The sequence below is a fragment of the Kitasatospora sp. NPDC036934 genome (genome assembly GCF_055608425.1).
Genome location: NZ_JBVJQR010000029.1, coordinates 19,703 through 45,760, shown reverse-complemented (window position 1 = coordinate 45,760; position 26,058 = coordinate 19,703). Strand labels below are relative to the sequence as shown.

Sequence of the window (26,058 nt, the reverse complement as noted above, 5' to 3'; positions counted from 1 at the left end):
CCGCGCGCCGCTCGCCACGGGCGCGGGAGGGAGTCCGGATTGACGCCGCGCCATGTGATCGTGCTGGTCCTGCTGTGGGCCGGTGTGGGGTGCGTGCTGCTGTCGGCGGCTGCGGTGCTGCGGCTGCGCGGCACGCTGATGCGCCTGCACGCCCTGGCCCCCGCGTCCTGCGCCGGATTGCCGCTGATCGCCGCGGCCGTCGCCCTCGACCAGGGGATCGGCCGGGGAGCCGCCAAGACGCTGTTCATCGGCCTGGTCTTCGCCGTCGGAGGGACGGTCACCACGATGGCCATCGGACGCGCCGCCCGCCAGGCCGGGGCCGACGACGGGAGCGGGGTGTGAACCAGTGGCTCATCGGCGTCGCCGTCGCCTTCGTCGTCATCGCCGCCACGGTCGCGGTCCTCACGCGTGACCCGGCCCGCCAGGCCGTCGTCCTGTCCGTGCTGGGCCTGGGCCTGGCGGTACTGTTCACGGTCCTCCAGGCCCCCGACGTGGCCCTGTCCCAGCTGGCCGTGGGCACCGCGCTGACCCCGCTGCTGATCCTGCTGACCGTCCGCAAGGCCACCCGCCGTTCCACCCGCACCGACGACCCCGGCGCCACCGGCGACGACGGGGAGCAGAAGTGACGGCCCGCACCCGGTTGCTGGTGTTCCTGGCGGCCGCTGCCGTGATCGCCGCGTTCTTCACCGCCGCGTGCACCCAGCTCCCACCGTTCGGAACGGACAGCCACCCCTACGGGCAGCGGGCGGTGGCGGCGGCCCTCGACCGGCGCACCGCCAACGTCGTCTCCTCCGTCAACTTCGACGTCCGTGCCTTCGACACCCTCGGCGAGGAGTCCATCCTCTTCGGTACCGTCCTGGGTGCCACCCTGCTGCTGCGCCGGGCCCGCGACGAACGCCACCGCCGCGCCGAAGCCGAACGGGTCATGCCCACCACCCGCCTGTTCGGCAGCCTGCTGCTGCCCGTCGCCCTGGTCGTGGGCGTGTACGTCGTCGCGCACGGCCAGCTCAGCCCCGGCGGCGGCTTCCAGGGCGGCGTCGTCCTCGCCACCGCCCTGCATCTGGCCTACGTCGCCGCCGACTACCGCGCCTTGAAGAGGCTTCGCCCGCTGGCCGTCCTGGACGTCGCGGACTCGCTCGCCGCCGCGTCCTACAGCCTGGTCGGCCTGGCCGGGCTGATCGCCGGCGGCGCGTTCCTCAAGAACGTGCTGCCGCTGGGCACCTTCAACACCATCACCTCCGGCGGCACCGTTCCGGTCCTGAACGCGGCCGTGGGCATCGAGGTCGCCTGCGGCCTGATCGCCCTGCTCGCGCACTTCCTCGACCAAGCCGTCGAACTCACCGACCCCGACCAGCACGAGATCGGAGACAGCTGATGGGGACGTGGGTCTTCCTGGCCGCCGGATGGGTCCTGCTCATCGCGCTGTACGGCCTGGTCACCAGCCGCAACCTCATCCACGCCATCGGCTGCCTGGCCGTCGCCCAGTCCTCCACCTACCTCCTGCTCCTCGCCGTCGGCTACCGCACGGGCGCCACCGCCCCCGTCTACTCGGACCTCACCCCCGGCACCCGCCCGGTCGTCGACCCCGTCGTCCAGGCCCTGGCCCTGACCGACGTCGTCGTCGGTGCCACCGTCACCGCACTGCTCCTCGCCCTGACCATCCAGCTGCGCAAACGCCACCACACCGTCGACCCCCAGGCCCTCACCGGTCTCAAGGGCTGATCGCATGACCGAAGCCGCCCTGCTGCCCCTCGCCGTGGCCGTCCCGCTGCTCGGCGCGGTCCTGCTCGCCATCACCGGCCGCACCCTGCCCCGGACCGGCTGCGACATCCTCGCCACCACCTGCGCCGGCGCCGAGGTCGTCTGCCTCGCCCTGCTGTGGACCCGCGCCGACGGGCAGGTGGCGACCGCGGATCTGGGCGGCTGGCCCGCCCGTGTGGGCATCGTGCTCGCCGCCGACCCCATCGGCGCGGGACTCGCGCTCCTCGTCGCGGTCCTGGTGCTCGCCGTCGTGGTCTACTCCTGGCGGTACTTCGAGGAACCCACCGGCCGACACGCCGGCGCCTTCCCCGCCCTGATCCTGCTGTTCGAAGCCGGCATGGTCGGTTTCGCGCTCACCGGCGACCTCTTCAACGCCTTCGTCTTCTTCGAACTCATGGGCGCCGCCGCCTACGCCCTGACCGGCTACCAGATCGAAGACCCCCGTCCCCTGCACGGCGCCCTCACCTTCGGCATCGTCACCTCCTTCGCCGCCTACTGCTCCCTCCTCGGCATCGGCCTCCTCTACGCCCGCACCGGCGAACTCAACCTCGCCCGCCTCGGCCGGCAGCTGGCCAGCCACCACGCCGACGCGCTCACCGTCATCGCGTTCGTCCTGATCTGCGCCGCCCTCCTGGTCAAGGCCGCCGCCGTGCCCTTCCACTTCTGGTTGCCCGACGCCCACGCGGTGGCGCCCACGCCGGTGTGCATGCTGATGTCCGGCGCCATGGTCGAACTCGGCGTCTACGGCATCGCCCGGATCTACTGGACGGTCTTCGCCGGCCCCGGCGGCATCCCCCAACCGGTCTTCCGCACCACCTTCGCGACCCTCGGCGTGCTCACCGCCCTGGTCGGCGCATTGATGTGCTGGCAGCAGCGCCATCTCAAACGCCTGCTCGCGTTCTCCACCATCAGCCACGTCGGACTCTTCCTCATCGGCGTCGCCCTGCTCACCCCCGACGGCGCCACCGGCACGGCGGTGTACGTCGGCGCGCACGGCCTGGTGAAGGCCGCGCTGTTCGCGCTCACCGGGGTCCTGCTGGACCGCTACGGCTCCGTCGACGAACACGGCCTGCACGGCAGAGCACGGGAGCTGCGCGCCGTGGGTGTGCTGTTCATCGTGGGCGCCCTGGCGCTGGCCGGGCTGCCCCTGTTCGGCACCGGCCTCGGCAAGGCCCTGACCGAGGACGCCGCCGGGCACTGGCAGCCCTGGCTGCCCGCCGTGTTCGTCATCGCCTCCGCCGTCACCGGCGCCGCCGCCCTCCGGGCGGGCCTGCGGATCTTCTTCGGCACCGGCCCAGCTCCGCGCACCCGGCCGGACCAGGACGAGACCACCGGCGAGGGCGAGGAGCCCGAGATCCGCACGCCGCAGCGCACCCTGCCACCCATGATGGTCGTCGTCCCGGCCGTCCTGATCGGCCTCGCCGCGCTCGTCGGCGCGCTGCCTGCCGTCGCCGCCTCGCTCGCCCGCGGCGCGGCCCTCTTCACCGACCCCGCCCGCTACGCCGCGACCGTCCTCGCCCAGCCCAGCGCGGCCCCCGGCGCACCGCCGGCGGCCGACTGGACCACGACCGGTGTGCTGCTCGGCCTGCTGTCCGCCGGCATCGCCGCCGCCCTGGCCACCGGCGCGGTCCGCCGGAGCACTCCCCTACTGGCGGCCCGGCATCCCGCGGCCCGGGCCGTGCGGGCGCTGCGCCGCCTGCACTCCGGGCACCTGGGCGACTACCTCGCCTGGCTCGCCCTCGGCGTCGGGGTGCTGTGCGCCGCGATCGCCGCCCAGATCTGAACCCTCCGTGCCGTCCGTCCCAGCGCGATCGCCGCCGCCCGGGGCCGACTCACCGGACACGACACGGCGGGGCACCGGGATTCACCGTGAACGGTGGTGACAGCACGGCCCCTGCCTCCTGAAGGCCCACTGACACGGCCCCGTGGCCACCCGCGGGCGCCTGCTGCGCCAGTGGGCTCCCTGCGGCGACGTCGACCGCCCGCTCGTTCGCGGTTCGCCGGGCACGCGGCGGCCCCGGCCGCGCGGACCGGGGCCGCCGACGGCGCGCGGCCGCGACGGGGCCGTCAGCCAGGAGTGATCCGGCCGCGCCAGCCGCCCGCCTCCCGCCCCTCGTGCTCGATGAAGTCCTTGAAGCGGTGCAGGTCCCCCTTGACCCTGCGGTCGACCATGCCCAGCACGTCGCCGGTCTTCTCGGCGACCCCCTCGGGCTCGAAGTCGATGGCCAGGTTGACCCGGGTGTGCCGGTCGTCCAGCCGCTGGAAGGTGACGACGCCCTTCTGGCTGACGTCGCCGTCCGTCGTCCTCCAGGCGATCCGTTCGTCGGGCAACTGATCGACGATCTCGGTGTCGAACTCGCGGGAGACGCCGCCGATGCTGGTCCGCCAGTGGTTGTGCCGGTCGTCCAGCTGGGTCACCGCCTCGACACCCTCCATGAAGCGCGGGAACTCCTCGAACAGGGTCCACTGGTTGTACGCGGTGTGCAGCGGCACCTCGACGTCGACCGTCTCCTTCACCATGCTCATGTGGGGCCTCCTTGCGGGCTTGGCGGTCGGGGCTCTCCCGGCCGCCCACGCGCCTGCCCGCTCGGCGGCGCCTCAACCGCTCTCACGAAACCGCGTTCGGCCACGGAGCCGCCGCGCCGCGATCGACGCAGCCGGGCCTGACGGTTCTAAGGTCCGCGGCGGGCTTCGACCACGGCGCGACCCGCCAGTGCGCCGGCGTAGACGGTGTAGCCCACGCCGATCAGCCAGGACTGGACGATCAGCACCGTGCCGACCGTCCCGTAGGAGACGGCGTTGGACACCAGGAGGGGCGCGAAGACCAGCCGGGAGAAGAGGCGGAGTCCGGCGAGAGCCACCATGGTCGCGACTGCTCCCGGCAGCAGGTCCCTGGTTGGGACGCGTCCGGCGAGCAGTAGACGCTGGAGCCACCAGAACAGCAGGATGCCGCCGATGGTCGTCGCGGCGATGCGGACGGTGGGCTGCAGGGTCGAGTGGCGCCACGGCGTGCCGCTCAAAGCGGCGAGCACGATGTACCCGACCAGTGCGGCCAGGCCGAGGGCCTGGCGCCAGACCGTGTGCCACGGACCGCGGTCCAGCTCCCAGATGCGTTCGTAGACTCCCTGGATCGCGGCCATGAGGGAGACCCCGAAGACGGCCAGCGCGGCCAGGCCGAAGCCCGTGGTGGTGCTGAGCACCTGGCCCCGGGAGACGAAGAGCCGGTGGACGGCTACGGCGCCCTGGCCGCTCAGGCCGAGGCCGTCGGTGATCCACTCGGCGATCCCGGTGCCGCGCGAGGGGAAGGCCGCGGCGATGACGATGAGCAGCGGGACGAGGGTCACGAAGAACAGCGCGGCGAACGCCATCGACCGCTGGAGCAGTTCGATCGTGCGGCCCTGCTCCCATGCTCTGCGAGCAGCCTCTCGCAGGACCCGCCACGAGGCACGAGTGGGCGGCGTGGGCCGGCTGCGGCGAGGCACGTCAGGCGCTCGGGGCGGCGGACGACGGCGGGCGGTTCAGGGGCACTGGATCCTCGCTGTTCTCGGCGCCCGTTGGCACATCCCGTCAGGATGCCATCCGGCGGTGTGCATCGGCGATCCGCCGTTCCGGCCTGTGCCCCGGGGGTGGCGGAAACCCGCTTCAGGTCTGGTCCTCCAACCGGATCGCCTCTTCCAGCGATTCGACCGCCTTGTCGGTGTGTCCACTGCGCTGTTCGAGCGGAGCGGCGGCGATCGAGTCGAGTTTGCGCTGGATGGCGTGCTCGGCGCGCCGTTCCGAATTCTTGAGCAGGGCAAGGAGCAGCAGCGTCACGGCGGTCATCAGATCGCCGATCAGCAGCTCCCAGCCGAGGGCGAGGCCGGCAGCGTGGACGGCGACGAAGGCGGCCACCAGCAGCAGGCACACGAGGAAGAACACGGGCGAGCTGGTGAAGTTCGAGGCGCGTTCGGCCACCCGCCCGAAGCGGTTGTGGCCGCCGCCTCCGCGCTCAGCGGGATGCCGGAATGACATGGGTCCTGCCTCCCTGTCATGGGGCCCGGGTGTCGGATCGCGGCGGGTTCGGCTCGTCGTGCTCCTCCGGGTCCCCGCCCTTGGCACGGACGTCCGCCGGGGTGGGAGCCACGATGTCGCGCGTGCGCGCGGACCGCTCCCGCTCGTGCTCTCCGTCCCGGGCGGTGTCCTGGTCGGAGGAGGTGTGCTTGTCGGGCGCGTTCACGATGGTGTCCTCTCGCCTGGTGTCCGCTCCGGCTGGAGGGGACACCAGGCGGCTGCCCTGCTTCCCCGGTTCCACACCAGGCGCCCCGGGGTTCACCGCTCGTCGGCGCGTCACCGGGAGGAGGAGTCACGCGCCCGGGAGCGGCGGCCACGGCGTTCCCCGCCCTGCGCTCTGCTGCCGGCCGGACCGGTTCACCCCGTTCCCCGTCGCGGGCGCGGAGCGGCCCTGCGGACCCGGCCCGCAGGTGGTTCAGGAGACGGCCGGGCTGCGGCGCTCAAGAAGGATGACGTCGCGCCACCGGTCCTGGTGGCGGCCAAGGCGTTCGCGCGTGCCGACAACCCGGAAACCTGCCTTGGTGTGCAGGGCGAGGCTGGCGGTGCTCTCCGGGAAGACGCCGGACCGCACGGTCCAGATCCCCGCGGCGTCGGTGGAGTCCAGCAGCGCCCGCAGCAGGGTCAGGCCGAGCGCGGCCGGCAGGCTGGTGCCCTCGGCCGTGTCGGACGGACGCGGGTCACCGCCCGGTGGTCACGGCTTGGCGGTCACGGCTTGGCGATCACCGCCCGGTGGTCACGGCTTGGCGGTCACCGCCTCCGCCGTGGGCGCCTTCCCCTCCTCCGGTTCGGCCGCCGGCACCACCGGCTCCGGCAGGCCGCGGAACAGCGCCCAGCTGAGCAGCGGCATCGCCACCAGCGGCACCAGCGCCGTCCGCAGCGAGGTCGCGTCCGCCAGCTCCCCGATCAGCGGGCTGGCCAGGCCGCCGACGCTCACCGTCAGCCCGAGGGTGATCCCACTCGCCGTGCCGATCCGCGACGGCAGGTAGTCCTGCCCGAGCGTGACCTGCAGCGAGAACGGCACGTACAGGCCCGCCGAGGTCAGCGCCACGCACCCGTACAGCCCCGGGCCGGGCACCACCAGCACCCCGGCCACCGCCACCGTCGCGACCAGGTACGACCAGCGCGCCACCGCGACCCGCCCCCACCGCTCGGCCAGCGCCCCGCCCAGCAGCGAGCCCACCGCGCCGCCCGCGTACAGCACCACCAGCGCCGCCGTACCCGCGGCCGGGCCACCGCCGAGGCGCTGGGCGGCGTACAGCGACAGGAAGGTGCTCAGCCCGGTGAAGACGATCGAGCGGCACACCACGGCCAGCGACAGCTTGACGAAGGAGGCCCGGTCGTCCCGCCCCGGCCGGCTCGCCGTGCCCACCCCGGCGGCCCGCCGCCGGGCCAGCTCGCGCAGCACCGGCAGGCACAGCGCCGCCCCCGCCAGGGCCGGCAGCACCAGCAGCGGGGTCTGCCGCAGCCCTCCGAGGCCGACCACGGCGGCGACCACCAGCGGGGCCGCCGCGAAGCCCAGATTGCCGCCCAACGTGAACCAGGCCATCCCCAGGTGCCCGTCACCGCCCGAGCCGGCCACCGCTCGGGCCACCCGGGCCGACTCCGGGTGGTACGCCGCCACCCCGACGCCCGACAGCGCGACCCAGGCGAGCGTCAGCCCGTACGAGCCGCCCGGCCCGCTGAGCGCGATGCCCGCGCCGCCCAGCAGCGTGCTCACCGGCAGCAGCCAGGGCCTTGGCCGCCGGTCGGTCAGCGCCCCGAACAGCGGCTGCGCCACCGAGGACAGCAGCGAGGCGGCCAGCACCACGCCCGAGACGGCGGCGTAGCCGTAGCCGCGCTCGGCGACCAGGAAGGGCACCAGGGCCGCCACCGCGCCCTGGTAGACGTCCACGCAGGAGTGCCCGACGGACAGCAGGGCGATCGCGGTGTTCCGCGACAGTCGTTTCGTCGTTCCGGAGGTACGACCCGTTTGCGTGCTCACCCGGACATGCTCGAACCGGCGCCCCCTGTCAGACTTCCGATAATCTGCCAGGTAATGTCGAGAATCCGCCACGATCCCGTCGCCCCCACCCGGGCCCGACTCCTCGCCCACGGCACCGGGATCGACGCCCACCGCCACGACGACCACCAGATCGCCTACGCCGCCCGGGGCGTGGTCGCCATCACCACCGACGCCGGCTCCTGGGTCGCCCCCGGCAACCGCGCGCTCTGGATCCCGGCCGGCACCGTGCACGCCCACCAGGCGCACGGCGAACTCGAACTCCGCCTCGTCGGCCTGCCCGCCACCGAGAACCCGCTCGGCCTCGACCGGCCCACCGTGCTCGCCGTCGGCCCGCTGCTGCGCGAACTGATCGTGGCCCACACCCGCGCCCCGGACCGGGACGGCCCGGAGGGCTCCCGGCTGCGCGCCGTCCTGCTGGACCAACTGCGCGCCTCGCCCCAGCAGCCGCTGCACGTACCCACGCCCACCACCCCGCTGCTCCAGGCCCTGTGCGCCCTGCTGTACGCCGACCCCGCCGACCGCCGGACCCTCGCCGAACTCGGCCGGGCCGTCGGCCCCAGCGACCGGACCCTCTCCCGGCTCTTCCGCGCCGACCTCGGCATGACCTTCCCCCGGTGGCGCACCCAGCTGCGGCTGCACCGCGCCCTGGTGCTGCTCGCCGAGGGGCAGCCGGTCACCGCCGTCGCCCACCGCTGCGGCTGGTCCTCCGCCAGCGCCTTCATCGACGTCTTCCGCCGCACCTTCGGCCACACCCCTGGTCACGCCCCCGGTCACCTCCCCGAGCGCCGCCCGGCGCGCTGACGGCCCCGGCTGTCGGCGCCGGGTGGCAGGCTGGGGGCATGTGCGGCCGCTTCGTCTCCACCACCACGCCCCAGGACCTCGTCTCACTGCTCGGAGAGCTCCGGTGGGACCCTGCCGAGACCTTCGCCCCGAGCTGGAACGTCGCCCCGACCGACCCGGTCCCGGCCGTCCTGGAGCGCGTGGACCGGGAGACCGGCGAGCTGCTGCGCCGACTCCGCCCACTGCGCTGGGGCCTCGTCCCCTCCTGGTCCAAGGACCCGTCCGGCGGCGCCCGGATGATCAACGCCCGCTCGGAGACCGTCGACACCAAGCCCGCCTTCCGCAAGGCCTTCACCGCCCGGCGCTGCGTCATCCCCGCCGACGGCTACTACGAGTGGCGCGAAGTCCCCGCCGAGGGCGACCGCAAGAAGTACAAGCAGCCCTACTTCCTCAGCACCGGCGGCGTGATGCTGATGGCCGGCCTGTACGAGTTCTGGCGCGACCGCAACCGCGCCGACGACGACCCGCTCGCCTGGCTCGCCACCGCCACCGTCATCACCACCGACGCCACCGACTCGGCCGGCCGCGTCCACGACCGGATGCCGCTCACGATCGCCCCCGACGACCTGCCCGCCTGGCTCTCCCCCACCCACACCGACCCGGCCGAACTCCACCACCTGCTGCGCCGCCCCGCCGACGGCGCCCTGCGGGTCCGCGCCGTCCCACCGACCGTCAACAGCGTGCGCAACAACGGGCCCGAGCTGCTCGCCACCGCCCCGGACCCGCTGGGGCTCGCCGACTGACGCTCTGTGAGGATTCCGCTGACAGTGCGTCCGACCGGCACTACGGTAGGCGGGCAGAGCAGGTCACGGGGGCGGGGGCGGCGCAGTGTTGATGTCCATGACGGCATACGTCCGCCCCGAGAGCGGCATGCCCGACCCGGAGCCCTACGAGCAGCGCCGCCGCCCCGGCTCGCCCTCGGCCGCCGGCGGCGACCCGCACGCCGCCGTCCTCCCGCCCGAGGCCGCCCGCGCCGCGCAGACCGTCGACGCCACCACCCCGGCGCCCAACCTGCCGCCCCGCGCCGCCGGCCGACTCATCGGCCGGGAAGCCGAGTTGCGCGCCGTCGCCGAGGCCCTGGCACACGAGGACGGCGGCGGACTCGTCACCCAGGCCACCACCCTGCACGGCCTCGGCGGCGTCGGAAAGACCAGCCTCGCCCTGCACCACGCCTACGCCCGGGCCGACCACTACCGGCTGATCTGGTGGCTCACCGCCGAGTCCGCCGAGCAACTCGCCGAGGCCTTCGCCGGGCTCGCCGTCCACCTCCACCCCACCTGGGCCCTCACCGCCCCGCCCGGCCAGCAGGTCGAGTGGGCCATCGCCTGGCTGCGCGCCCACGACCGCTGGCTGCTGGTCTACGACAACGCCGAGGACCCCGCCCACCTCACCCCGTACGTCGGCCGACTCCTTGGCTGCGGGCACCAGTTGGTCACCAGTCGGCGCGCCGGCGGCTGGCACCCGGGCATCCGCCCGGTGCGCATCGACGTCCTCGACGCCCCCGAGGCCGCCCGGCTGCTCTGCGGGGCGGCCTACGGCGGCTCGACGGTCGAGCCGGCCGAACAGGACCAGGCCCGAGCCCTCGCCGACGAACTCGGCCACCTGCCGATCGCCCTCGCCCAGGCCGGCGCCTACGTCCAGCAGACCGGCACCGGCTTCGCCGCCTACCGCGAACTGCTGCGCGCCACCGGCCCGGTGGGGCCCGGCGCCGAGTCCACCGTCGCCCGGCTCTGGCGGACCACCCTGCGCACCGTCCAGCACACCGCGCCCTTCGCCGTCGAACTGCTGCGCACCCTCGCCTGGTACGCCCCCGAGGCCCTGCCGCGCGAACTGCTCACCCCCTTCGGGTCCCGCCGGCCGGAGGAGGTGGACCGGGCGCTGCGGCTGCTCGCCGACTACCACCTGATCACCCTCGGCGACACCGTCACCGTGCACCGGCTGCTCCAGGCGGTGCTGCGCAGTTCCGACTTCCGCGGACGCGCCGAACAGCACCTGGCCGGGGCGGCGGCCCGGCTCTGGCCGGACGCCCGGCCCGAGCTGCGGCGGGCGCTGCTGCCGCACGTCCGGGAGCTGGCCGACAGCGGACCGTCCCAGGAACCGACCACCGAATCCATCGCGCTGTACGGACTGGCCGCGGGCGAACTCACCGACCGGGCCCAGCGGGTGTACGCCGTCCGGCTGGTAAGGGCGATGGCGGACGGGCAGCGCCGGCTCCTCGGCGCGGACCATCCGGACACCCTCACCACCCTCGGACAGCTCGGCCGGCTGCAGGCCAAGACCGGCGACCCGGCACGGGCCGTGGAGCTGTGCCAGGACGTGGTCGCCCGGCGGACCAGGATCCAGGGCGCCGACCACCCGGCCACCCTCGCCGACCGCCACACCCTCGCCCAGAGCTACCGCCGGGCAGGCCAACACGCCCGGTCCGTCGAGGGGTTCCGAGGTGTCGTCGCCGACCGGGCGCGAGTACTGGGGCCGGACCACCCCGACACGATGCACAGCCGGGCGAGCCTGGCCTACGCCCTGCAAGTGGCGGGGCAGCACCGGGAGTCGGTGGCCGAGTACGAGCGACTGGTGGCCGACGCCGAGCGGGTGCTCGGCCCCGACCACCCGCAGGTGGTGACCCGCCGCAGCGGTCTCGCGTTCGCCCAACTCGCGGCCGGACAGCACCGATTGGCGATCGGCCGGTACGAGCAGGTGGTGGCCGACCGAGCCCGCATCCTGGGCGCCGACCACCCCGACACCCTGAACGCCCGCAGCTGGCTCGCCGCCGCCCACTCCGACGCGGGCGACCACCTCGCCGCCATCGCCGCCTTCGAGGCCCTCGTCACGGACCGCACCCGGGTCCAGGGCCCGGACCACCCGCAGACCCTCTACACCCGCAAGCGACTGGCCTCCCTCCACCGCAAGTCCGGCCGAGCCGCCCTCGCCGTCACCGAGTTCGGCGAACTCGTCCCCGACTACACCCGGGTGCTCGGCCCCGACCACCCGCACACCCTCGACGCCCGCAGCGGCCTGGCCCGCGCCCACCGGGAGGCGGGCACGCCCGTCGTCGCCGTCGAGCAGCACCGGGCGCTGGTCCGGGACCGCACCCGCATCCAGGGCACGGGCCACCCCGACACCCTGGAGGAGCGCAGCTTCCTCGGGTTCGCGCTGCGCGTCGCGGGACTGCCCGCCCTCGAAGTCGAGGAGCTGGAGCGCCTGGTGGCCGACCGGGTCCGGATCCAGGGCCCCGACCACCCCGACACCCTGGAAGAGCGCTCCGGCCTCGCCCGCGCCCTGCACGCCGCCGGCCGCCCGCGCGAGGCGCTCGCCGTACGGGAGCAGCTGGCTGCCGACCGGCTGCGCATCCACGGCACCGAGCACTTCGAGACCTTCGACTCCCGGCTGCGGCTGGTCCGCTCCGTCGACGAGGCAGGAGAGCACCGGCGCGCGGCGGAGCTGTGCGACCGGCTGGTGGCCGACCGGCGGCGGGTCCTGGGACCGGACCATCCGGACGTCCTCACCACCCGGTGGTGGCAGGCCTCGATCCACTCCAACGCCTGCGACTACCGCGAGGCCCTGACGCTCTTCGAGGCGCTGCTCGCCGACCGCACCCGCATCCAGGGCCCCGACCACCCGGCGGTGCTCAACACCCGGTGGTGGCTGGCGACGACCCACCGCAACCTCGGGCGGCACCGCGAAGCCCTGGCGCGCTACGAGGCGCTGCTCGCGGACCGTACGCGGATCCAGGGGCCCGACCACCCGGACGTCCTCAACACCCGCTTCTGGATCGCCAACAGCCACGAGCTCCTGGGGGACCACCGCCGTGCCCTGGAGCTGCACGAGCCCCTGGTGGCCGACCACGTCCGAATCTACGGACCGGATCATCCCGCCACTCTCCTCGCCCGTTTCAGTCACTTCGCGCTCTGCCTGCACACCGTTGACCACCGCCGGTCGATCGAGCTGGGCGAGGCTCTGGTAGCCGACCGGATCCGACTGCAGGGTGCCGACCATCCCGGAGCGCTTACCGCCCGCCACTGGCTGGCGACCGCACATATGAACGCGGGCAACCACCGGCAGGCGGTCCTGCTGTTCGAAGGCGTCATCGCGGACCGGACCCGCGTCCAGGGCGCTGACCACCCCGAGACGCTCATGACCCGCTACTCCCATGCAACCGCCTGCGAGGCTGCCAGCGACCAGCAGCGGGCATTGTCCCTGCTCGAAGCGCTCGTCGACGACCACGTCCGGGTCTTGGGAGCCGACCACCCCGAGACCCTCAACCTCCGCATCCGGCACGCGGTCCGTTGCCAGTACAACGGTGACCATCGCCGGGCGGCCGCACTGTTCGAAGAGCTCGTCACCGACCACACCCGGGTGCTCGGCCCCGACCACCCGAGCACGCTGCGGAGCCGTCGCGAGCGTGCCTCCGCGTGGCGGGGATCCGGCGAGCACGCCCGCGCCCTCGCCGAATTCGCGGCCTTGGCAGCCGCTCACACCCGGGCCGACGGCCCGGACCATCCTCGAACCCTCGACATCCGCCAAGAACAGGCCCGTTCGCTCTCGCTGGCCGGCGCCCCCCATCGCGCCTCGGAGTCGTTCGCCGCCCTGATCGCCGACCATATTCGGATCCACGGCCCGGACCACCGGTACACCCTCGAAGCGCGCTGGTGGCACGCCCTGTCCCACAACGACACCAGGGACTACCACCGGGCAGGCGAACTGTTCGCCGGCCTGGCCGCCGACCGCAGGCGCATCTTCGGAGCCGACCACCAGGAGACGCTGAACATCCGCTGGTGGGAGGCGGCCTCGAGGCACTCGGAGGGCGACCTCGATGGCGCCCGACGGCTCTGCGAGAGCCTGGTCGCCGACCGGCTGCGGATCTCCGGTCCGGACCACGCGGAAACCCTCGATGCCCGTCTCCTGCTCGCCTGGGTCCATCGTTCCTCCGGTGACCACCTGCTCAGCATCCGGTTCAACCAGGCGCTGTTGAACGACCGGATCCGAATCCATGGTCCCGATCACCCGACTGTGCTGGCAGCCAGGGGCTTCCTGGCCACCGCGTTGGGGACCGCCGGGCTGCTCCACCGAGCCGTCGCCGACCGGGAGCTGCTGATCGCGGAGCACCACCGAGTCCACGGACCGGAGCACTCCGGCCGCTTGCTCATGCGCTCGCTGCTGGCCCAAGAGGTTCGCAGCATCGGCGAGCTGGACCGTGCCGTCGGCCTGTTCACCGAGCTGATCGCCGACCGGACCAGGATCCAGGGCCCGGACCACGCGGACACCCTCAACGACCGGGCAGAACTCGCCCGTACCCACCGCTACGCCGGGCGCCACCGTCAGGAGATCGCCGAAGTACGGGTACTTGTCGCCGACCACCAGCGTGTCCACGGCCCCGGGCACCCTGCCACGCTGGCCGCCCGGGACCACCTGGCCCACGCCCTGCGCCACGGTTGGCAGCACGACCGCGCCGACGCGCTCTACCGGGCCGTCCTGGCCGACCGCCGCCGGGTCCTGGGCGCCGACCACCCGGACACCCTCGACGTCCGTGACAGCATCGCCCGGAACCTCTTCACGGCCGGCCGCCACACCGAGTCCGCCGCCCGCTACCGCGACGCGCTCGCCGCCGCCCTCACTGTGCACAGCCCCTCGCACTCCGCCGTGCGGGACCTTCGCTGCGACCTCGCCAAGGCCCTGGTCCTCGACGGCCGACCCGACACCGCAATCGCCGAACTCTCCCCGCTGGCGGAGGACTGGACCAGGCTCACCGGCCCCGGCCTGCCCGAGCTGGTCCAGGCCGGCTGCGTCCTCGCCTTCGCCCACCACCGGAACGGACAGCCCGGGGCCGCCCTCCACCTGGCCGGCGATCTGGTCGCCGTCGCCACCGCGGCCCTCGGCGGCCCGGACGACGCGACGATCACCGCCCGGCTGACCCAGGCGCTCATGCTCGCCGACGGCGCCCGCCCGCTGCGGGCCGTCGTCCGGCTGGAGGAGCTCGCCGAGGCCTGCGCCGCCAGCCGGGGCCCGCGCAGCGCCCTGACCCTGGAGGTCCGCCAGGTCCTCGCCCACGCCCGACTGCGGGCCGGAGACGCCGAGGGGGCTCTCCGGGTCCACGAGCGGATCATCGCCGACCGGATCCCGGTGGGCGACGCCTCACCGGTCGCTGTTCTCCTCGCCGGCCACCGAGACGCCGACGACGTCGCCGTCAGCGTCGGCGCCGCACGCCCCGGGCCGCTGCCGCTGTTCCCCTCCCTGGCCGTAGGCCTGGCGCAGACCCTCGCCGCAGACGGGCGCCGCGACACCGCCCGTGAGCTGCTGGTGGCAGTTCGCGCCGGGCGTGAGGCCCTGATGGACCCCGGCCAGCCGCTGGCGGCCGAGGCCCGTGCTGCGCTGGCCCGGCTCGACCACGTGGAGCCGACGCCGACCCCCACTCGCGCCGAGCTCAGTCGGCCCGCGCCCGCTGCCCTGCTCCCCCGCCGCTCGCGCGGCTCCATGCACCGCGTCGCCGAGTCGCCGAGTCGCCGCCCAGCCTGGCGCCCCCGGCTCTCCCTCACCGAGGACCCCGCCGTGGGCGCCACCACCCACCTGGAGCTGCGCCTGGAGTCCGCCGACGGCGCCGCCGACCCGGCCGCCCTGCCGGAGCTGCGCCTGGTCGCCGCCGTCTCCCCGGACGCGCGGCTCGACCCGCCGGTGGCCGACCACAGCCCGGCCGGCGGGCCCGCCCGGTTCGCGCTCACCCCGGCCGCACCCGGCCCCCACACCGTCCGGATCACCGTCTTCGACCGGGGCCACGGCGCCGTCCTCCAGGACCTCGCCGCCGTCGTGGACGTCCCAGCCGATCCGCGAGTTCAGGAGCAGGAGTAGATCGACGTGCCCCGGGACCTCCAAGTCGTCGTCCGGCAGAATCCCTCCGCCGACTACACCCGGCTGCCCCGACCAGCGGGCCCCGCCAACGGGATGCCTCCCAAAGGCCCGGCACCCCTCGATCTGGTGGTCTCGCTCCGCCGCCACGGCGACGAACTGCACATCAGCGCCTTCCGCCCGGGCGAGCGTGCCCCCAGCACCCGTATGCACCGGGCGCAACTCGCCGTCCCCGCGACCGTTCTCCTCGCCAATGCCGCCCGGCTGCGAGGCATCTGGCGGGACCGGCTGATCGGCTACGACCCCGACCCGCTGAACCCCTACCCGTTCGCGACCGCCGTCGACTTCTCCCCGTACGCCGCCGTCGCCGAGCGCAAGGTGGCCGAACTCGCCGAGGAGGGACGGTACTTCCTGGAGACGATGTTCGACGGGGCCGACCGCGGCCTGGTGCGCTTCCGGGAGTACCTGAGCCGCACCCTCATCGAGCACGGCTCGCTGCGGATCAGCTTCGACTCCGACCTCCACCTCCCCTGGCCGATGCTCGCCGTGGACGGCGACCAGCCGGACCCGTGGGCGGACTTCCTCGGCCACCGGCACCAGCTCGAGCAGACCGGCGCCGCCTACCCGCCGATCCAGCCGCCCAACTCGGCCCGCGCCAAGCCCGTCACCAGCCTCAACACCGACGACCAGCTGACCGGCATCGGCCGGGCGCCCGAGGTCCGCAAGCTGCTGGAGGACCGCTCCCAGCTGACCGTGCGGACCGAGTCCGACCTCCTTCTGGAGGCGCTGTCCACGGCCGTGCTGGACGAGGACGTCATGTACTTCTGGTGCCACGGCCAGTTCGTCGCCAACGACTCCCCGTACGAGCAGCTCGCCGTCCGGCTCTCCGACGACCGGCACATCGACGCCGAGCTGGTCCGCCGGCACCGCCGCCGCCACCTGGACCGGCCGGACGCCGTCTTCCGGCCGTTCGTGCTGCTGAACGCCTGCCACACCGGGCAGTCGGCGGCCGGCGAACTCGACCACCTGGGGCGGGCGTTGGTCGACCTCGGCGCGGACGGCGTACTCGGTCCGCAGTTGCAGATCCCGCAGGAGTTCGCCGCCGAGTACGCCTTCGCCTTCCTCGACCACTATCTGACCGGCGAGTTCACGGCCGGCGAGATCACCCAGCAGCTGGTGCGCTGGTTCGCCCGCGAGTACCGCAATCCGCTGGCACTGGCCTACTCCCTGCACTGCGGCATCGACAGCATCCTGGAGCTCAACCCGTGACCACCACCACCGCACCGACCACCGGACCGACCGCCGTACGACCCGCTGTACGATCCGCCGCGGTGGACCTGGACGAGACCGGTCGGCTGCTCGTGCCCGGGACGGCGACGCCCGTCCCCGACTCCCGGGTCGCCGAGCACCTGGCCCGGCACCTGCGGATACCCGAGTGGGCGACCGACCTGTTCGTCTACGTCCACGGCTGGCAGACCGGCCCCGACGCCGCCCACCGGACGGCCGCCGCCCTGATCGACCGGGCCGCCGCCCTGCACCGCGCCGCCCCGGCCGCCTACCCCGGGCTCGCCGCCGGGTTCCGGCCCTGGTGCGTGGTCGTGCGCTGGCCCTCCTCCAGCCTGCCATCCCTGTCCGGCTACCGGCGTATCCGGGACCGGGCGCACGCGATGAGCGCACGCGGCCAGGCCGGGCGCATCCTCGGCCACCTGCTCGGCTACCTGGACTCCGGCCGGGGCCGCACGGACGCCCCGCGCGTCCTGGCCAACCGCCACGGCCAGTACCTCCACCTGCTCGGGCACTCCTTCGGCGGCCGGTTCCTCTGCGAGGCCGTCCAGTACGCGGCGGACCGCCCGGCCGGTCCGCCGGTGCTGGGCTGGTCGTCCCGGCCCCGCGACCCGATCCGCCCGTTCACCGTCGACAGCGCCCTGGTCTTCCAGATGGCCGCGCCGCGCGACGCCTTCACCCGGCTGTTTCCCCGACTGTTCCTCGGCCCGGGCCGGGCCGGTGCCCCGCTGCGCGGTCCGCTGGTGCTCACCCACTCCCGCTGGGACCGCGCCACCGGCTTCTGGCACCTGCGCGCCGAGGGCCTCCCGGGCATCGGCCACTCCGGCACCGGCTCCGCCCCGGTGGCCCAGTTCAGCACCCGGCTCCGCCCGGCCGCCTCGCCGTACCCGCACGCCGAACTCGACCACCCGATCGTCAACATCGACGCCGGCCACGTCTACCGGGGCGGCCTCGCCACCCGGCTGAACCCCTCCGGCGCCCACTCCGACTTCCAGCACCCGGAGTCCGCGCACCTGCTCCTCAGCCTGGCCGCCCACTCCCGCTGACCCGGGCGCCACGGCCTCGCCGGGCGCCACGGCCTCGGGTCCGCTACGGCCTCGGGTCCGCGAGGCTGCTACGGGGTCTACGCCCGGGTGAACCCGTGGCTGCGCTCCACCTTGGCCACGTGAAGCGTGTAGCTCTGGTACCACTCCGCCCGCCCGCGCCGCTGCGCCGCCCGGTGCTCCGCGTCGCGCTGCCACGCGCCGAGCGCCTCCGCGTCGCGGAAGTAGCCGACGGTGATGGCGAGACCCCCGGGTGACTGCGCGTGGTCCATGCCCAGGTAGCCGGGAACGTCCTTCACCAGGTCCTCCATCCGCGCGTTGGTCTCCCGGTAGCCGGTCTGGTCGGGCGTCCGCACGGCGCTGAACACGGCCACGTAGTAGGGAGGTTCGAAGGCCTGGATGGGCGTGACGGCTGCTTCCTGGTGATCGCTCATGGCGCCACCGTAGGGTGCGGCGCGCCCGGCGATCCAGCTGTCCCGCCCGATCGGGGACGCTTCAGGGACGCCCCGTCCCGGTGACGCGCGAAGGGCACCGGCCGGAGTGCCGCAACACCCCGGCCCTGGCCGTTCAGACCGCCGGTGTCAGCGCTGGCGGACGGCCGTGAAGCCGCACACCGGCGTGCAGAGCGTGACGATGCCGCTGTAGCGGTAGTTGGTCCGCCCCCGCGAGATGGTGTGCACCGTCAACTTCTCCCGCAGGGTGGGCTGGTGGCATCGCGGACAGACGGCCTGGACCGGCTTGCCCCAGGGCCGCTGCGGGTTGAGCTTGGTGATCGACACGCCCATCAGCAGCACGGCCAGGCCGGTGCCGCCGAAGCCGACCGCCTGCCACACGCCCTTGCCGGACTCCCGGCGGTCGATCATCTCGTCGTAGCCGAAGGTGCCGCCGCCACCGTGGTTGGACCAGATCCGGCACTCGTCGGACCGGGTCATGGTCTTGCCGTCGCAGTCCGGGGGGCTGGTCGGGTCGGACTTGCCGACGACCAGTGCCAGGAAGAGGCCGAGGCCTGCCAGGAGGACCAGGAACACCAGCGCCGTCGCCCGGCTGCGGCCGGTCTGCAGGCGCGTGCGCTCTTTCACCGCCGTATCTATCACGGCGTGCGCCATGTTGCTGCCGTCGACCGCCACCACGTGTCTCCTGTTGTTCGCATTCGGTACCTCGACGTCCCCCGGCTGACCGGGGTCGACACGAACCCACCATCATCAGGGCGTTCCCGCGCTGGACTTGGTGAGATCTTGACCTCACCGTGACGTGTCCGACGCTCAACTCCGTTGCGTGAGCGACGCGAGGTAGCCGGCCGCCTTCTCGGGGTCGAGGAGCCACTCCTCGACGTCGGCCGGATCGTCGAAGGAGTTGGCGAACCGGTCGGCCACGGCCGCCAGTCGACCGGCCGCATCGAACAGCTCCACCGCGTGCGGGGGCGCCGGCCGGAGCATCGCGTTCGTCCAGGTGGTGACGGGCCGGGCGACGTCGCTCCAGAAGCGGTCGAAGGCGGCCTGCTGGAAGTCCCGGTCGAAGGGCTTGTCACCGTGCGCGAGGATCGCCTCCAGGTAGCGGGCGGCGCACTTGGCGGCGCTGTTGGCACCCTGCCCGGTGACCGGGTCATTGGTGACGACGACGTCGGCGACGCCCAGCACGGAGCCGCCGCCCGGCAGTTCACCGACCGGACGGCGCACCACCGGGGTGAAGCGCCCGGCCAGGACGCCCCCGGCATCGGTGAGTTCGACGCCGGCCCGGGTGCGGTCGTACTCCCAAGGGGTGAACGTCCTCATCAACTCCAGCATCACCCGCAGGTGTTCGGTCGGGTCGCGGAGCCCGTCGAAGGCGTCGGCCGGTCCGCCCGGGAGGGCCTCCCAGAGCAGGATGTCGCACGGCCCGTCGGCGGTCAGCGCCGGCATGGTGAAGAACTCGCCGACGCCGGGCACCAGGTTGCAGCGCACCGCCGGGAACTCGTGCTCGGGGCGCGGCCCGAGCCCGTACACATAGCTCGCGGCCAGCGCCCGCTGCGGCCGCTGGTACGGGGAGCGCTCCTCGTCGCGCTCGAACAGCGAGGCCAGCCTGCCCTTGCCGGAGGCTACCAGCACCAAGTCGTAGGAGCCGGCGTGGTGTTCCAGGTCGGCGGCGCTCACCTGCCGCAGCTCCACCCGGCCGCCGCGCCCGGCGAAGGTCTCCAGCCAGGTGGACATCTTCAGCCGCTGGTCGACGGACTGGGCGTAGGCGTTCAGCCGCCCGACCCAGTCGATCACCCTGGTCCCGTCCGGGGTGCCGACCGAGACTCCCAAACCCTCGATCCGCGGCGCCCGTTCGGCCCACAGGTCCAGGCCGAGGGCGCGTTCGGTGCGCAGCGCCGAGTCGAACATGCACTGACTGGACAGCACCCGCCCGCCCAGCACCTCCTGGGCGTCACGGTCCGTCAGCAGCGTGACGTCGTAGCCGTGGGACTGCAGCCCGAGGGCCAGCTGGAGGCCGGCCTGCCCGGCACCGACGATCAGAATCCTGCGCATCGCCCCTGCTCTCCTGGTGGTCCGCTCGACCCGGGCCGCCCGCTCCGGGCCGGTTGCCAGTGGCCTGGATATCAGTCCGGAGCGCGCGCGTCCACGGCGCGGACGGGGGCTCGCGCGCGCCGGGGCGGAGCCGTGCTGCGCCCGGGCGGGTTCCGGGGCCGATCCCGGCGCGGATGCCGGGCGGATCCCGGCGCGGAAGCCGGGCGGATCCCGGCGCGATCGGATGTCGATTTGAAAAGTTCTTCAAGTTCATACAGGCTTGCGTGCCGCCGACCCCCGTGCCGCCCGGACAGAACAGGACAGTCAGAGACCATGAGCGACACCCTCCCGCCGTGCCCCTCGTGCTCCAGCGAGTACACCTACGAGATGAACGCCCTGATGGTCTGCCCGGAGTGCGGCCACGAGTGGGTGCCCGCCGAGGGCGGTGCCGGTGCCGAGGGCGCGGGCGCGGGCGCGGGTGAGCGGGTCATCCGGGACTCGGTCGGCAATGTGCTGAGCGACGGCGACACCGTCACCGTGGTCAAGGCCCTCAAGGTCAAGGGCAGCGTCTCGGGCATCAAGGCAGGCACCAAGGTCCGCAACATCCGCCTGGTCGACGGCGTGGACGGCCACGACATCGACTGCCGGATCGAGGGCTTCGGCGCGATGCAGCTCAAGTCCAGCGTGGTGAAGAAGGCCTGAGGCCCGCATGGCGCAGCGGTCCGGATGAGCACAGCGCTCGTCCGGACCGTCGCCGTCACGGCCTGCCGGCCGGCCCGGCGGGACCGTACCCGACCGGCAGCGCGTGGCCAACCCACGCCGGACCCCGCAAGCTGATGTGGTCAGCGTGCGCGGGCGCGCCCCGCGCCGGTCCCCCGTGACGAAGGATCCCCATGGCTGCCACCACCCCCACCCCCGCCGACGGCGTCGTGCGCGCCGTTCAGGTCGCCGCTCCCGGAGGGGAGCCGAAGCTGGTCGAGGTCCCGCTGCGCGAGCCCGGACCCGGCACGGTCCGCATCGCCGTCGAGGCGTGCGGCGTCTGCCACTCCGACCTGCTGATCGCCGGCGGCATGCTGCCCGGCACCTCTTTCCCGGTCACCCCCGGTCACGAGATCGCGGGCCGGATCGACGCCCTCGGCGAGGGCGTCCAGGACTGGAAGGTCGGCGACCGGGTCGCGGTGGGCTGGTTCGGCGGCAGCTGCGGGCGCTGCGAGGCCTGCCGCCACGGCGACGCCGTCCTCTGCCCCCAGCTGAAGGTGCCCGGCGCCGCCTACCCCGGCGGCTACGCCGACTCCGTGATCGTGCCCGCCGACGCGCTCGCGGCCGTTCCCGACGAGCTGACGGCCGCCGAGGCCGCGCCGCTGGCCTGCGCCGGGATCACGGTGTTCAACGGCCTGCGCCGCTCCTCGGCCCGCCCGGGCGACACCGTGGCGATCCTCGGCCTCGGCGGGCTCGGCCATCTGGGGGTCCAGTTCGCCCGTGCGATGGGCTTCCGCACCGTCGCGATCGCCCGTGGTGCGGAGAAGGAGCCGCTGGCGTACCAGCTGGGTGCGGACCACTACATCGACAGCACCGCCGGCGACGTCGCGGAGGCCCTGCAGGCGCTCGGCGGCGCCAAGGTCGTCCTGGCCACCGTCACCAACTCCGACGCGATGTCCGCCACCGTGGACGGCCTGGGCCGCCGCGGCGAACTCGTCGTCGTCGGCGCCTCCGTCGATCAACTCGCCATCAACCCGCTCCAGTTGATCGCCCGCGACCGTACCATCCACGGACACTCCTCCGGCTCCGCGCTCGACACCGAGGACACCCTGCGGTTCGCCGCCCGGACCGGCGTGCGCGCCTGGATCGAGGAGGTACCGCTGGAGGAGAGCGCGGCGGCCGTCGCGAAGATGAGCAGCGGACGGGCCCGCTTCCGGATGGTCGTCACCACCGGCCGCTGAGCCGTTCCGTTCCCGGCCCCCTTCCCTTCCCGGTCCCTTCCCGGTCCCTTCCCGGTCCCTTCCCGGTCCCTTCCGTTTTGCCCGCTCCGTCCGCCCCGCCTCCTTCGAGCGCAGGTCAAGCATTGGCAAAGACCCCGCCGTCCGGCGGCCGATCGGCAACGCTTAGGCTGATCGCGCCCGAACGATCAGCCGGGCGGCCGCACTCACCGGCCCGGGGCGGGCGCGAGGACAACCGGAATACCCAGGGGGACGCAGCGCCATGCGCGAAGAGCACGAAGGCCGTGCCACGGAGCAGTACGACGAGTACGACCACCTCGTGCACGCCGACCACCAGGAGGACCCGGCCCGCCCGCGGTCCCACCGCGTGTGGCTGGTGGCCGTCGGCGGGGTGTTCACCGCGCTGATGGTCGTGGCCGGGTACGGCGCCTACACCATGATGAACGCGGTGTCCGGCGGCCCTTCCGCCGTCGGGAGCAGCGCCGACCCGACGGCCGCGAAGGAGTCGCGGACGCCGCCGACCACCGAACAGGCCGACGCGGTCGCCAAGGACTTCCTGGCAGCCTGGGGCCGTGGGGACCTCACCGTCGCCGCCGGCCTCACCGACCGTCCGGAGGCCGCCCGGATGGCGCTGACCTCGTTCCACGACGGCGTGTCGGCCCGCTCCCTCACCCTGACCGGCACCGGCCCCGCAGCCACCGGGACGGCGGGCGAGCCCACCGTCGGCTACCGGGTGCGGGCGGAGTTCGACGGCACCACCGAGGCCTGGGAGTACGAGAGCGCGCTGGGCGTCGTACGGGCCTCGGACGGCCGCGTACTGGTGCGCTGGGCACCGACCGTGGTCCACCCCAAGCTCGCCGCGGGCCGCACCGTCACCGTGAAAGCCATGCCCAACCCGGTGTCGAAGCCCACCGACCGCAAGGGGCGGCCGCTGGACGCCTACCCCTCGTTGCGCTCCGTGCTGCCGCAGATCGCCCCGCCCGACGGTGCCGAGGTCGTCACCGGGCGGGCCGTGGTGCTCACCGGCGGGGGCCAGGACGCGGAGGAGCTGTTCGTGCTCACCCCGCCGAGCGCACCGCAGGTCAAGCTCACCATCGACGCCGACCTCCAGCAGGTCGCCGAGGAGGCGGTGAAGCAGCAGTCCGCGAACGGCAAGCCCGCCTCGCTGGTGGCAGTCCAGCCGAGCACCGGCAACATCCTCGCGATGGCATACGCCCCGCAGCGCGACTTCAACCGCGCGGTCGGCGGCGGGCAGCCGCCCGGTTCGACCATGAAGGTGATCACCGCGGCGGCGCTGCTGGAGTCCGGGATGACCCCGGACACCGCCGCGCCCTGCAAGGAGACCACCAACTCCCCCAGGAGCTGGCACAACGACGAGCCCGGCAACCACCTCGACTACACGCTCAGCGACGACTTCATCCACTCCTGCAACACCGGCTTCATCGACAAGGGCCTGGAGAAGCTCCAGCCCGGCACCCTGGGCACGGTCGCCCGCGACCAGTTCGGTCTGGGCCTGCAGTGGCGGATCGGCATCCCCAGCCGGGACGCCACCATCCCGCTCCCGGGGAACAAGGACGAGGCGGCGGCCGCGTACATCGGCCAGGGCCAGATCCAGGTGAACTCGCTGCTGATGGCCTCGGTCGCCGCCACCGTGCAGAGCGGAACGTTTCGCCAGCCCGTCCTGCGCACGGACGTCAAGCGCGTGACGGCCGCCGGAAAACTGCCCGCCGAGGTCGCCCAGGGCCTGCGCTCGATGATGGCCCGGACCGCCAGCCAGGGCACCGCCCGCACCCCGATGTCCGGACTGAGCGGCCAGATCGGCGCCAAGACCGGCACCGTCGAGGCCGGCTCAGACCAGGCCACCAACAGCTGGTTCATCGCCTACCGCAACGACCTCGCCGTCGCGGCCGAGGTCGAGGGCGGCGGCCACGGCAACAGCGCGGCGGGCGTGGCGGCCGCCCAGGTGCTGAAGGCGGGCGGCCGGGACTGACCGCGCCCACCGCGGTTCGACCCGCTCAGGGGTGTTCCCCCACCACAGCCCGGTCCCCCCCACCGCCGTCACCTGGCCGAGGGTGGCGTGGGGGGGGTACGCCGTGACGGCGGTGTGGCCGTCGGGCATCATGGCGCAATGCCCGAACTGATCAACCCGACCGTACAGCTGCGGAGTTCGTTCCTGGCGGCGGTGGCCGAGTTCCGCGCCGAGCCCGGCGGTGCCGTCCCGTGGTTCGTCTCCGACGTCGAGCCGGCCGCCCTGGCCGATCCCGACGCGTTCGCCGGCTACGTCGCGCGCGTCCTCGCCGAGCGTACGGAGGCGGGAATGCGGACGGACGCGGGCGTGCCGATGACGACGCTGTGGTGGGCCGACCAGGGCGAGTTGCTGGGCCGGCTGGCGATCCGGCACCGGCTGACGCCGAACCTGGAGCGGGTCGGCGGGCACATCGGTTACGACGTGCGGCCCGGCGCCCGGCAGCGGGGGCATGCGACGGCGATGCTCGCCGCCGCGCTGCCGGTGGCCGCCGCGCTGGGCATCACCGGGGCACTGCTGACCTGCGACGAGTCGAACACCGCGTCCCGGCGGGTGATCGAGGCCAACGGCGGCCGTCTCGTCGCGGCGGACGGCGGCAAGCTCCGCTACCTCGTACCGACCAATGCCTGACGCCCCGAGGCCCCGATCACTTCCGCAGCCCCGTTCCCCCGCCCCACCCACCATGATCGACTCTGGAAGCCTCTCACATCCGCAGCACCCCGACCCGATGGCCGCGGGCGCGGCCCGGCTCCCAGGGATCGGCATGGCGTCGTCCTGGCCTGAAGGACCGCCCCCCACCAGCGAATTACCCACCGGGCTCCACCGGGCTGACTGAGCTCACCGGGCCCGCCGACCTCGCCTTGCGCCATCGGCGGGCCCCGGGGGCCGGGCCCCGGGGGCCGGGGTGGGTCAGTTGAACCGGTCCGGGTCCGGGCCGGTCCGCAGACCGCGGTCGCCTGCGGCGATGGCGGCCAGGTCCTGCGCGGTGAGCTCGAAGTCGAGGACGCCGAGGTTCTCACGGATCCGGGCCGGGGTGACGGACTTGGGGATGACGATGTTGCCCAGCTGGAGATGCCAGCGCAGGACCACCTGGGCGGGCGACTTGCCGGTGCGCCCGGCGATGGCGGTGACGGCCGGGTCGCCGAGGACGGCGCCCTGGGCTAGCGGGCTCCAGGCCTCGGTGGCGATTCCGTGGGCGGTGTGGAAGGCGCGCAGTTCGCCCTGCTGGAGGCCGGGGTGGAGTTCGATCTGGTTGACGGCGGGGACGAGGTCGGTGGTGTCGAGCAGCCGCTTCAGGTGCGCGGGCTGGAAGTTGGAGACGCCGGCGGCGCGGATCCGGCCCTCGGCCGCGATCCGCTCGATGGCGCGCCAGGTGTCGGGGTAGAGGTCGCGGGCGGGGGTGGGCCAGTGGATCAGGTAGAGGTCGACCTGGTCGAGCCCGAGTTTGGCGAGGCTGGTGTCGAAGGCGCGCAGGGTGGCGTCGTAACCCTGGTCGGCGTTCCACACCTTGGTCGTGACGAAGAGGTCCTGCCGGGCCAGGCCGGAGGCGGCCAGGGCACGGCCGACGCCGGTCTCGTTGCCGTAGACGGCGGCGGTGTCGATGCTGCGGTACCCGGCTTCGAGGGCGGAGGTGACGGCGGCGGCGGTCTCGTCGTCGGGGATCTGGAAGACCCCGAAGCCGAGTTGGGGGATCTCGACGCCGTTGTTCAGCCGGACGGTCGGGACGTTGCGGGTGCTCATGGTGGTTCCGGTTCTCAGGAGGTGCGTTGGACGGGGGCGGAGTGGAGCGGCGGTC

23 protein-coding genes and 1 pseudogene are annotated in these 26,058 nt (G+C 73.8%); 14 read left to right on the top strand and 10 right to left on the bottom strand.

Annotation, left to right across the window (positions count from 1 at the left end; genetic code table 11):
* The first annotated feature begins 39 nt into the window (after positions 1-39).
* Genes ACZ7BZ_RS31800 through ACZ7BZ_RS31780 form a run of 5 tightly spaced genes read left to right on the top strand, consistent with a single transcriptional unit; the run spans position 40 to position 3,544 of the window.
* Entirely contained in the window at positions 40-342 is a 303-nt protein-coding gene (locus tag ACZ7BZ_RS31800; protein WP_470361353.1) for a cation:proton antiporter, read from the top strand.
* A complete protein-coding gene (locus tag ACZ7BZ_RS31795) occupies positions 339-626 on the top strand; it encodes a Na(+)/H(+) antiporter subunit B (RefSeq protein ID WP_470361352.1) in 288 nt (95 codons plus the stop codon). The genes ACZ7BZ_RS31800 and ACZ7BZ_RS31795 overlap by 4 nt, the downstream gene beginning before the upstream one ends.
* Positions 623-1,375: an MnhB domain-containing protein gene (locus ACZ7BZ_RS31790; RefSeq protein ID WP_470361351.1), complete on the top strand. Its 753-nt coding sequence runs from the start codon at positions 623-625 to the stop codon at positions 1,373-1,375. The genes ACZ7BZ_RS31795 and ACZ7BZ_RS31790 overlap by 4 nt, the downstream gene beginning before the upstream one ends.
* On the top strand, positions 1,375-1,722 hold the full coding sequence (locus ACZ7BZ_RS31785) for a sodium:proton antiporter (protein ID WP_380451972.1): 348 nt from the start codon (positions 1,375-1,377) through the stop codon (positions 1,720-1,722). The genes ACZ7BZ_RS31790 and ACZ7BZ_RS31785 overlap by 1 nt, the downstream gene beginning before the upstream one ends.
* 4 nt (positions 1,723-1,726) lie before the next feature.
* Positions 1,727-3,544 carry a complex I subunit 5 family protein gene (locus ACZ7BZ_RS31780; protein ID WP_470361350.1) on the top strand — a complete coding sequence of 606 codons (1,818 nt, stop codon included), beginning with the start codon at positions 1,727-1,729 and terminating at the stop codon, positions 3,542-3,544.
* A gap of 284 nt (positions 3,545-3,828) precedes the next feature.
* Here ACZ7BZ_RS31780 and ACZ7BZ_RS31775 read toward each other — a convergent pair whose 3' ends face one another.
* The 6 genes and pseudogenes from ACZ7BZ_RS31775 to ACZ7BZ_RS31750 form a co-directional block, all read right to left on the bottom strand.
* Positions 3,829-4,287, bottom strand: coding sequence for an SRPBCC family protein (locus tag ACZ7BZ_RS31775; protein WP_470361349.1), 459 nt, complete (start codon positions 4,285-4,287; stop codon positions 3,829-3,831).
* A gap of 146 nt (positions 4,288-4,433) precedes the next feature.
* Positions 4,434-5,243: a YhjD/YihY/BrkB family envelope integrity protein gene (locus ACZ7BZ_RS31770; protein WP_470361348.1), complete on the bottom strand. Its 810-nt coding sequence runs from the start codon at positions 5,241-5,243 to the stop codon at positions 4,434-4,436.
* Positions 5,244-5,403: 160 nt separating this feature from the next.
* Complete coding sequence (locus ACZ7BZ_RS31765) at positions 5,404-5,772, bottom strand: low affinity iron permease family protein (RefSeq protein ID WP_470361347.1); 369 nt, start codon at positions 5,770-5,772, stop codon at positions 5,404-5,406.
* A gap of 16 nt (positions 5,773-5,788) precedes the next feature.
* Positions 5,789-5,977 carry a hypothetical protein gene (locus ACZ7BZ_RS31760; RefSeq protein ID WP_470361346.1) on the bottom strand — a complete coding sequence of 63 codons (189 nt, stop codon included), beginning with the start codon at positions 5,975-5,977 and terminating at the stop codon, positions 5,789-5,791.
* Positions 5,978-6,226: 249 nt separating this feature from the next.
* Positions 6,227-6,430: pseudogene (locus ACZ7BZ_RS31755) on the bottom strand (GNAT family N-acetyltransferase); the annotation flags it as partial.
* A 114-nt stretch (positions 6,431-6,544) separates the two neighbouring features.
* Entirely contained in the window at positions 6,545-7,750 is a 1,206-nt protein-coding gene (locus ACZ7BZ_RS31750) for an MFS transporter (protein ID WP_470361391.1), read from the bottom strand.
* Positions 7,751-7,846: 96 nt separating this feature from the next.
* Here ACZ7BZ_RS31750 and ACZ7BZ_RS31745 point away from each other — a divergent pair, with 96 nt between their 5' ends.
* The 5 genes from ACZ7BZ_RS31745 (at position 7,847) to ACZ7BZ_RS31725 (ending at position 17,820) form a co-directional block, all read left to right on the top strand.
* Positions 7,847-8,614: an AraC family transcriptional regulator gene (locus ACZ7BZ_RS31745; protein ID WP_470361345.1), complete on the top strand. Its 768-nt coding sequence runs from the start codon at positions 7,847-7,849 to the stop codon at positions 8,612-8,614.
* A gap of 38 nt (positions 8,615-8,652) precedes the next feature.
* The gene (locus ACZ7BZ_RS31740) at positions 8,653-9,396 is read left to right on the top strand and encodes an SOS response-associated peptidase (protein WP_470361344.1); all 744 of its coding nucleotides are present in this window, start codon (positions 8,653-8,655) and stop codon (positions 9,394-9,396) included.
* 97 nt (positions 9,397-9,493) lie between these two features.
* Positions 9,494-15,493 carry a tetratricopeptide repeat protein gene (locus tag ACZ7BZ_RS31735; protein ID WP_470361343.1) on the top strand — a complete coding sequence of 2,000 codons (6,000 nt, stop codon included), beginning with the start codon at positions 9,494-9,496 and terminating at the stop codon, positions 15,491-15,493.
* A 6-nt stretch (positions 15,494-15,499) separates the two neighbouring features.
* On the top strand, positions 15,500-16,759 hold the full coding sequence (locus tag ACZ7BZ_RS31730; RefSeq protein WP_470361342.1) for a CHAT domain-containing protein: 1,260 nt from the start codon (positions 15,500-15,502) through the stop codon (positions 16,757-16,759).
* Positions 16,756-17,820 (top strand): hypothetical protein, encoded by a 1,065-nt coding sequence (locus ACZ7BZ_RS31725; RefSeq protein ID WP_470361341.1) that lies wholly within the window; start codon positions 16,756-16,758, stop codon positions 17,818-17,820. Before ACZ7BZ_RS31730 ends, ACZ7BZ_RS31725 begins: the two co-directional genes overlap by 4 nt.
* A 77-nt stretch (positions 17,821-17,897) precedes the next feature.
* On the opposite strand, the gene ACZ7BZ_RS31720 is transcribed toward ACZ7BZ_RS31725, so the two are convergent.
* From ACZ7BZ_RS31720 to ACZ7BZ_RS31710, 3 genes are all read right to left on the bottom strand, one after another.
* Positions 17,898-18,251, bottom strand: coding sequence for an antibiotic biosynthesis monooxygenase family protein (locus tag ACZ7BZ_RS31720; protein ID WP_470361340.1), 354 nt, complete (start codon positions 18,249-18,251; stop codon positions 17,898-17,900).
* A gap of 147 nt (positions 18,252-18,398) precedes the next feature.
* On the bottom strand, positions 18,399-18,896 hold the full coding sequence (locus tag ACZ7BZ_RS31715) for a hypothetical protein (RefSeq protein ID WP_470361339.1): 498 nt from the start codon (positions 18,894-18,896) through the stop codon (positions 18,399-18,401).
* A 183-nt stretch (positions 18,897-19,079) separates the two neighbouring features.
* Entirely contained in the window at positions 19,080-20,321 is a 1,242-nt protein-coding gene (locus tag ACZ7BZ_RS31710) for a styrene monooxygenase/indole monooxygenase family protein (RefSeq protein ID WP_470361338.1), read from the bottom strand.
* Between the two features lie 312 nt (positions 20,322-20,633).
* Here ACZ7BZ_RS31710 and ACZ7BZ_RS31705 point away from each other — a divergent pair, with 312 nt between their 5' ends.
* The 4 genes from ACZ7BZ_RS31705 to ACZ7BZ_RS31690 all read left to right on the top strand — a co-directional run bounded on the left by ACZ7BZ_RS31705 (position 20,634) and on the right by ACZ7BZ_RS31690 (position 24,893).
* A complete protein-coding gene (locus ACZ7BZ_RS31705; RefSeq protein WP_470361337.1) occupies positions 20,634-21,002 on the top strand; it encodes a zinc ribbon domain-containing protein YjdM in 369 nt (122 codons plus the stop codon).
* A 191-nt stretch (positions 21,003-21,193) separates the two neighbouring features.
* Entirely contained in the window at positions 21,194-22,240 is a 1,047-nt protein-coding gene (locus ACZ7BZ_RS31700; RefSeq protein WP_470361336.1) for an alcohol dehydrogenase catalytic domain-containing protein, read from the top strand.
* A gap of 259 nt (positions 22,241-22,499) precedes the next feature.
* Positions 22,500-24,227, top strand: coding sequence for a penicillin-binding transpeptidase domain-containing protein (locus tag ACZ7BZ_RS31695; protein WP_470361335.1), 1,728 nt, complete (start codon positions 22,500-22,502; stop codon positions 24,225-24,227).
* 138 nt (positions 24,228-24,365) lie between these two features.
* Positions 24,366-24,893, top strand: a complete 528-nt coding sequence (locus ACZ7BZ_RS31690) for a GNAT family N-acetyltransferase (protein ID WP_470361334.1) — start codon at positions 24,366-24,368, stop codon at positions 24,891-24,893.
* Positions 24,894-25,172: 279 nt separating this feature from the next.
* Here ACZ7BZ_RS31690 and ACZ7BZ_RS31685 read toward each other — a convergent pair whose 3' ends face one another.
* A complete protein-coding gene (locus ACZ7BZ_RS31685; RefSeq protein WP_470361333.1) occupies positions 25,173-26,003 on the bottom strand; it encodes an aldo/keto reductase in 831 nt (276 codons plus the stop codon).
* Between the last annotated feature and the right edge of the window lie 55 nt (positions 26,004-26,058).

Coding starts and splice junctions, on each gene's coding strand:
- ACZ7BZ_RS31785 (WP_380451972.1), top strand. CDS start 1,375: ATGGGGACGTGGGTCTTCCTGGCCGCCGGATGGGTCCTGCTCATCGCG.
- ACZ7BZ_RS31780 (WP_470361350.1), top strand. CDS start 1,727: ATGACCGAAGCCGCCCTGCTGCCCCTCGCCGTGGCCGTCCCGCTGCTC.
- ACZ7BZ_RS31775 (WP_470361349.1), bottom strand. CDS start 4,287: ATGAGCATGGTGAAGGAGACGGTCGACGTCGAGGTGCCGCTGCACACC.
- ACZ7BZ_RS31765 (WP_470361347.1), bottom strand. CDS start 5,772: ATGTCATTCCGGCATCCCGCTGAGCGCGGAGGCGGCGGCCACAACCGC.
- ACZ7BZ_RS31745 (WP_470361345.1), top strand. CDS start 7,847: ATGTCGAGAATCCGCCACGATCCCGTCGCCCCCACCCGGGCCCGACTC.
- ACZ7BZ_RS31740 (WP_470361344.1), top strand. CDS start 8,653: ATGTGCGGCCGCTTCGTCTCCACCACCACGCCCCAGGACCTCGTCTCA.
- ACZ7BZ_RS31735 (WP_470361343.1), top strand. CDS start 9,494: ATGACGGCATACGTCCGCCCCGAGAGCGGCATGCCCGACCCGGAGCCC.
- ACZ7BZ_RS31720 (WP_470361340.1), bottom strand. CDS start 18,251: ATGAGCGATCACCAGGAAGCAGCCGTCACGCCCATCCAGGCCTTCGAA.
- ACZ7BZ_RS31710 (WP_470361338.1), bottom strand. CDS start 20,321: ATGCGCAGGATTCTGATCGTCGGTGCCGGGCAGGCCGGCCTCCAGCTG.
- ACZ7BZ_RS31705 (WP_470361337.1), top strand. CDS start 20,634: ATGAGCGACACCCTCCCGCCGTGCCCCTCGTGCTCCAGCGAGTACACC.
- ACZ7BZ_RS31700 (WP_470361336.1), top strand. CDS start 21,194: ATGGCTGCCACCACCCCCACCCCCGCCGACGGCGTCGTGCGCGCCGTT.
- ACZ7BZ_RS31695 (WP_470361335.1), top strand. CDS start 22,500: ATGCGCGAAGAGCACGAAGGCCGTGCCACGGAGCAGTACGACGAGTAC.
- ACZ7BZ_RS31690 (WP_470361334.1), top strand. CDS start 24,366: ATGCCCGAACTGATCAACCCGACCGTACAGCTGCGGAGTTCGTTCCTG.
- ACZ7BZ_RS31685 (WP_470361333.1), bottom strand. CDS start 26,003: ATGAGCACCCGCAACGTCCCGACCGTCCGGCTGAACAACGGCGTCGAG.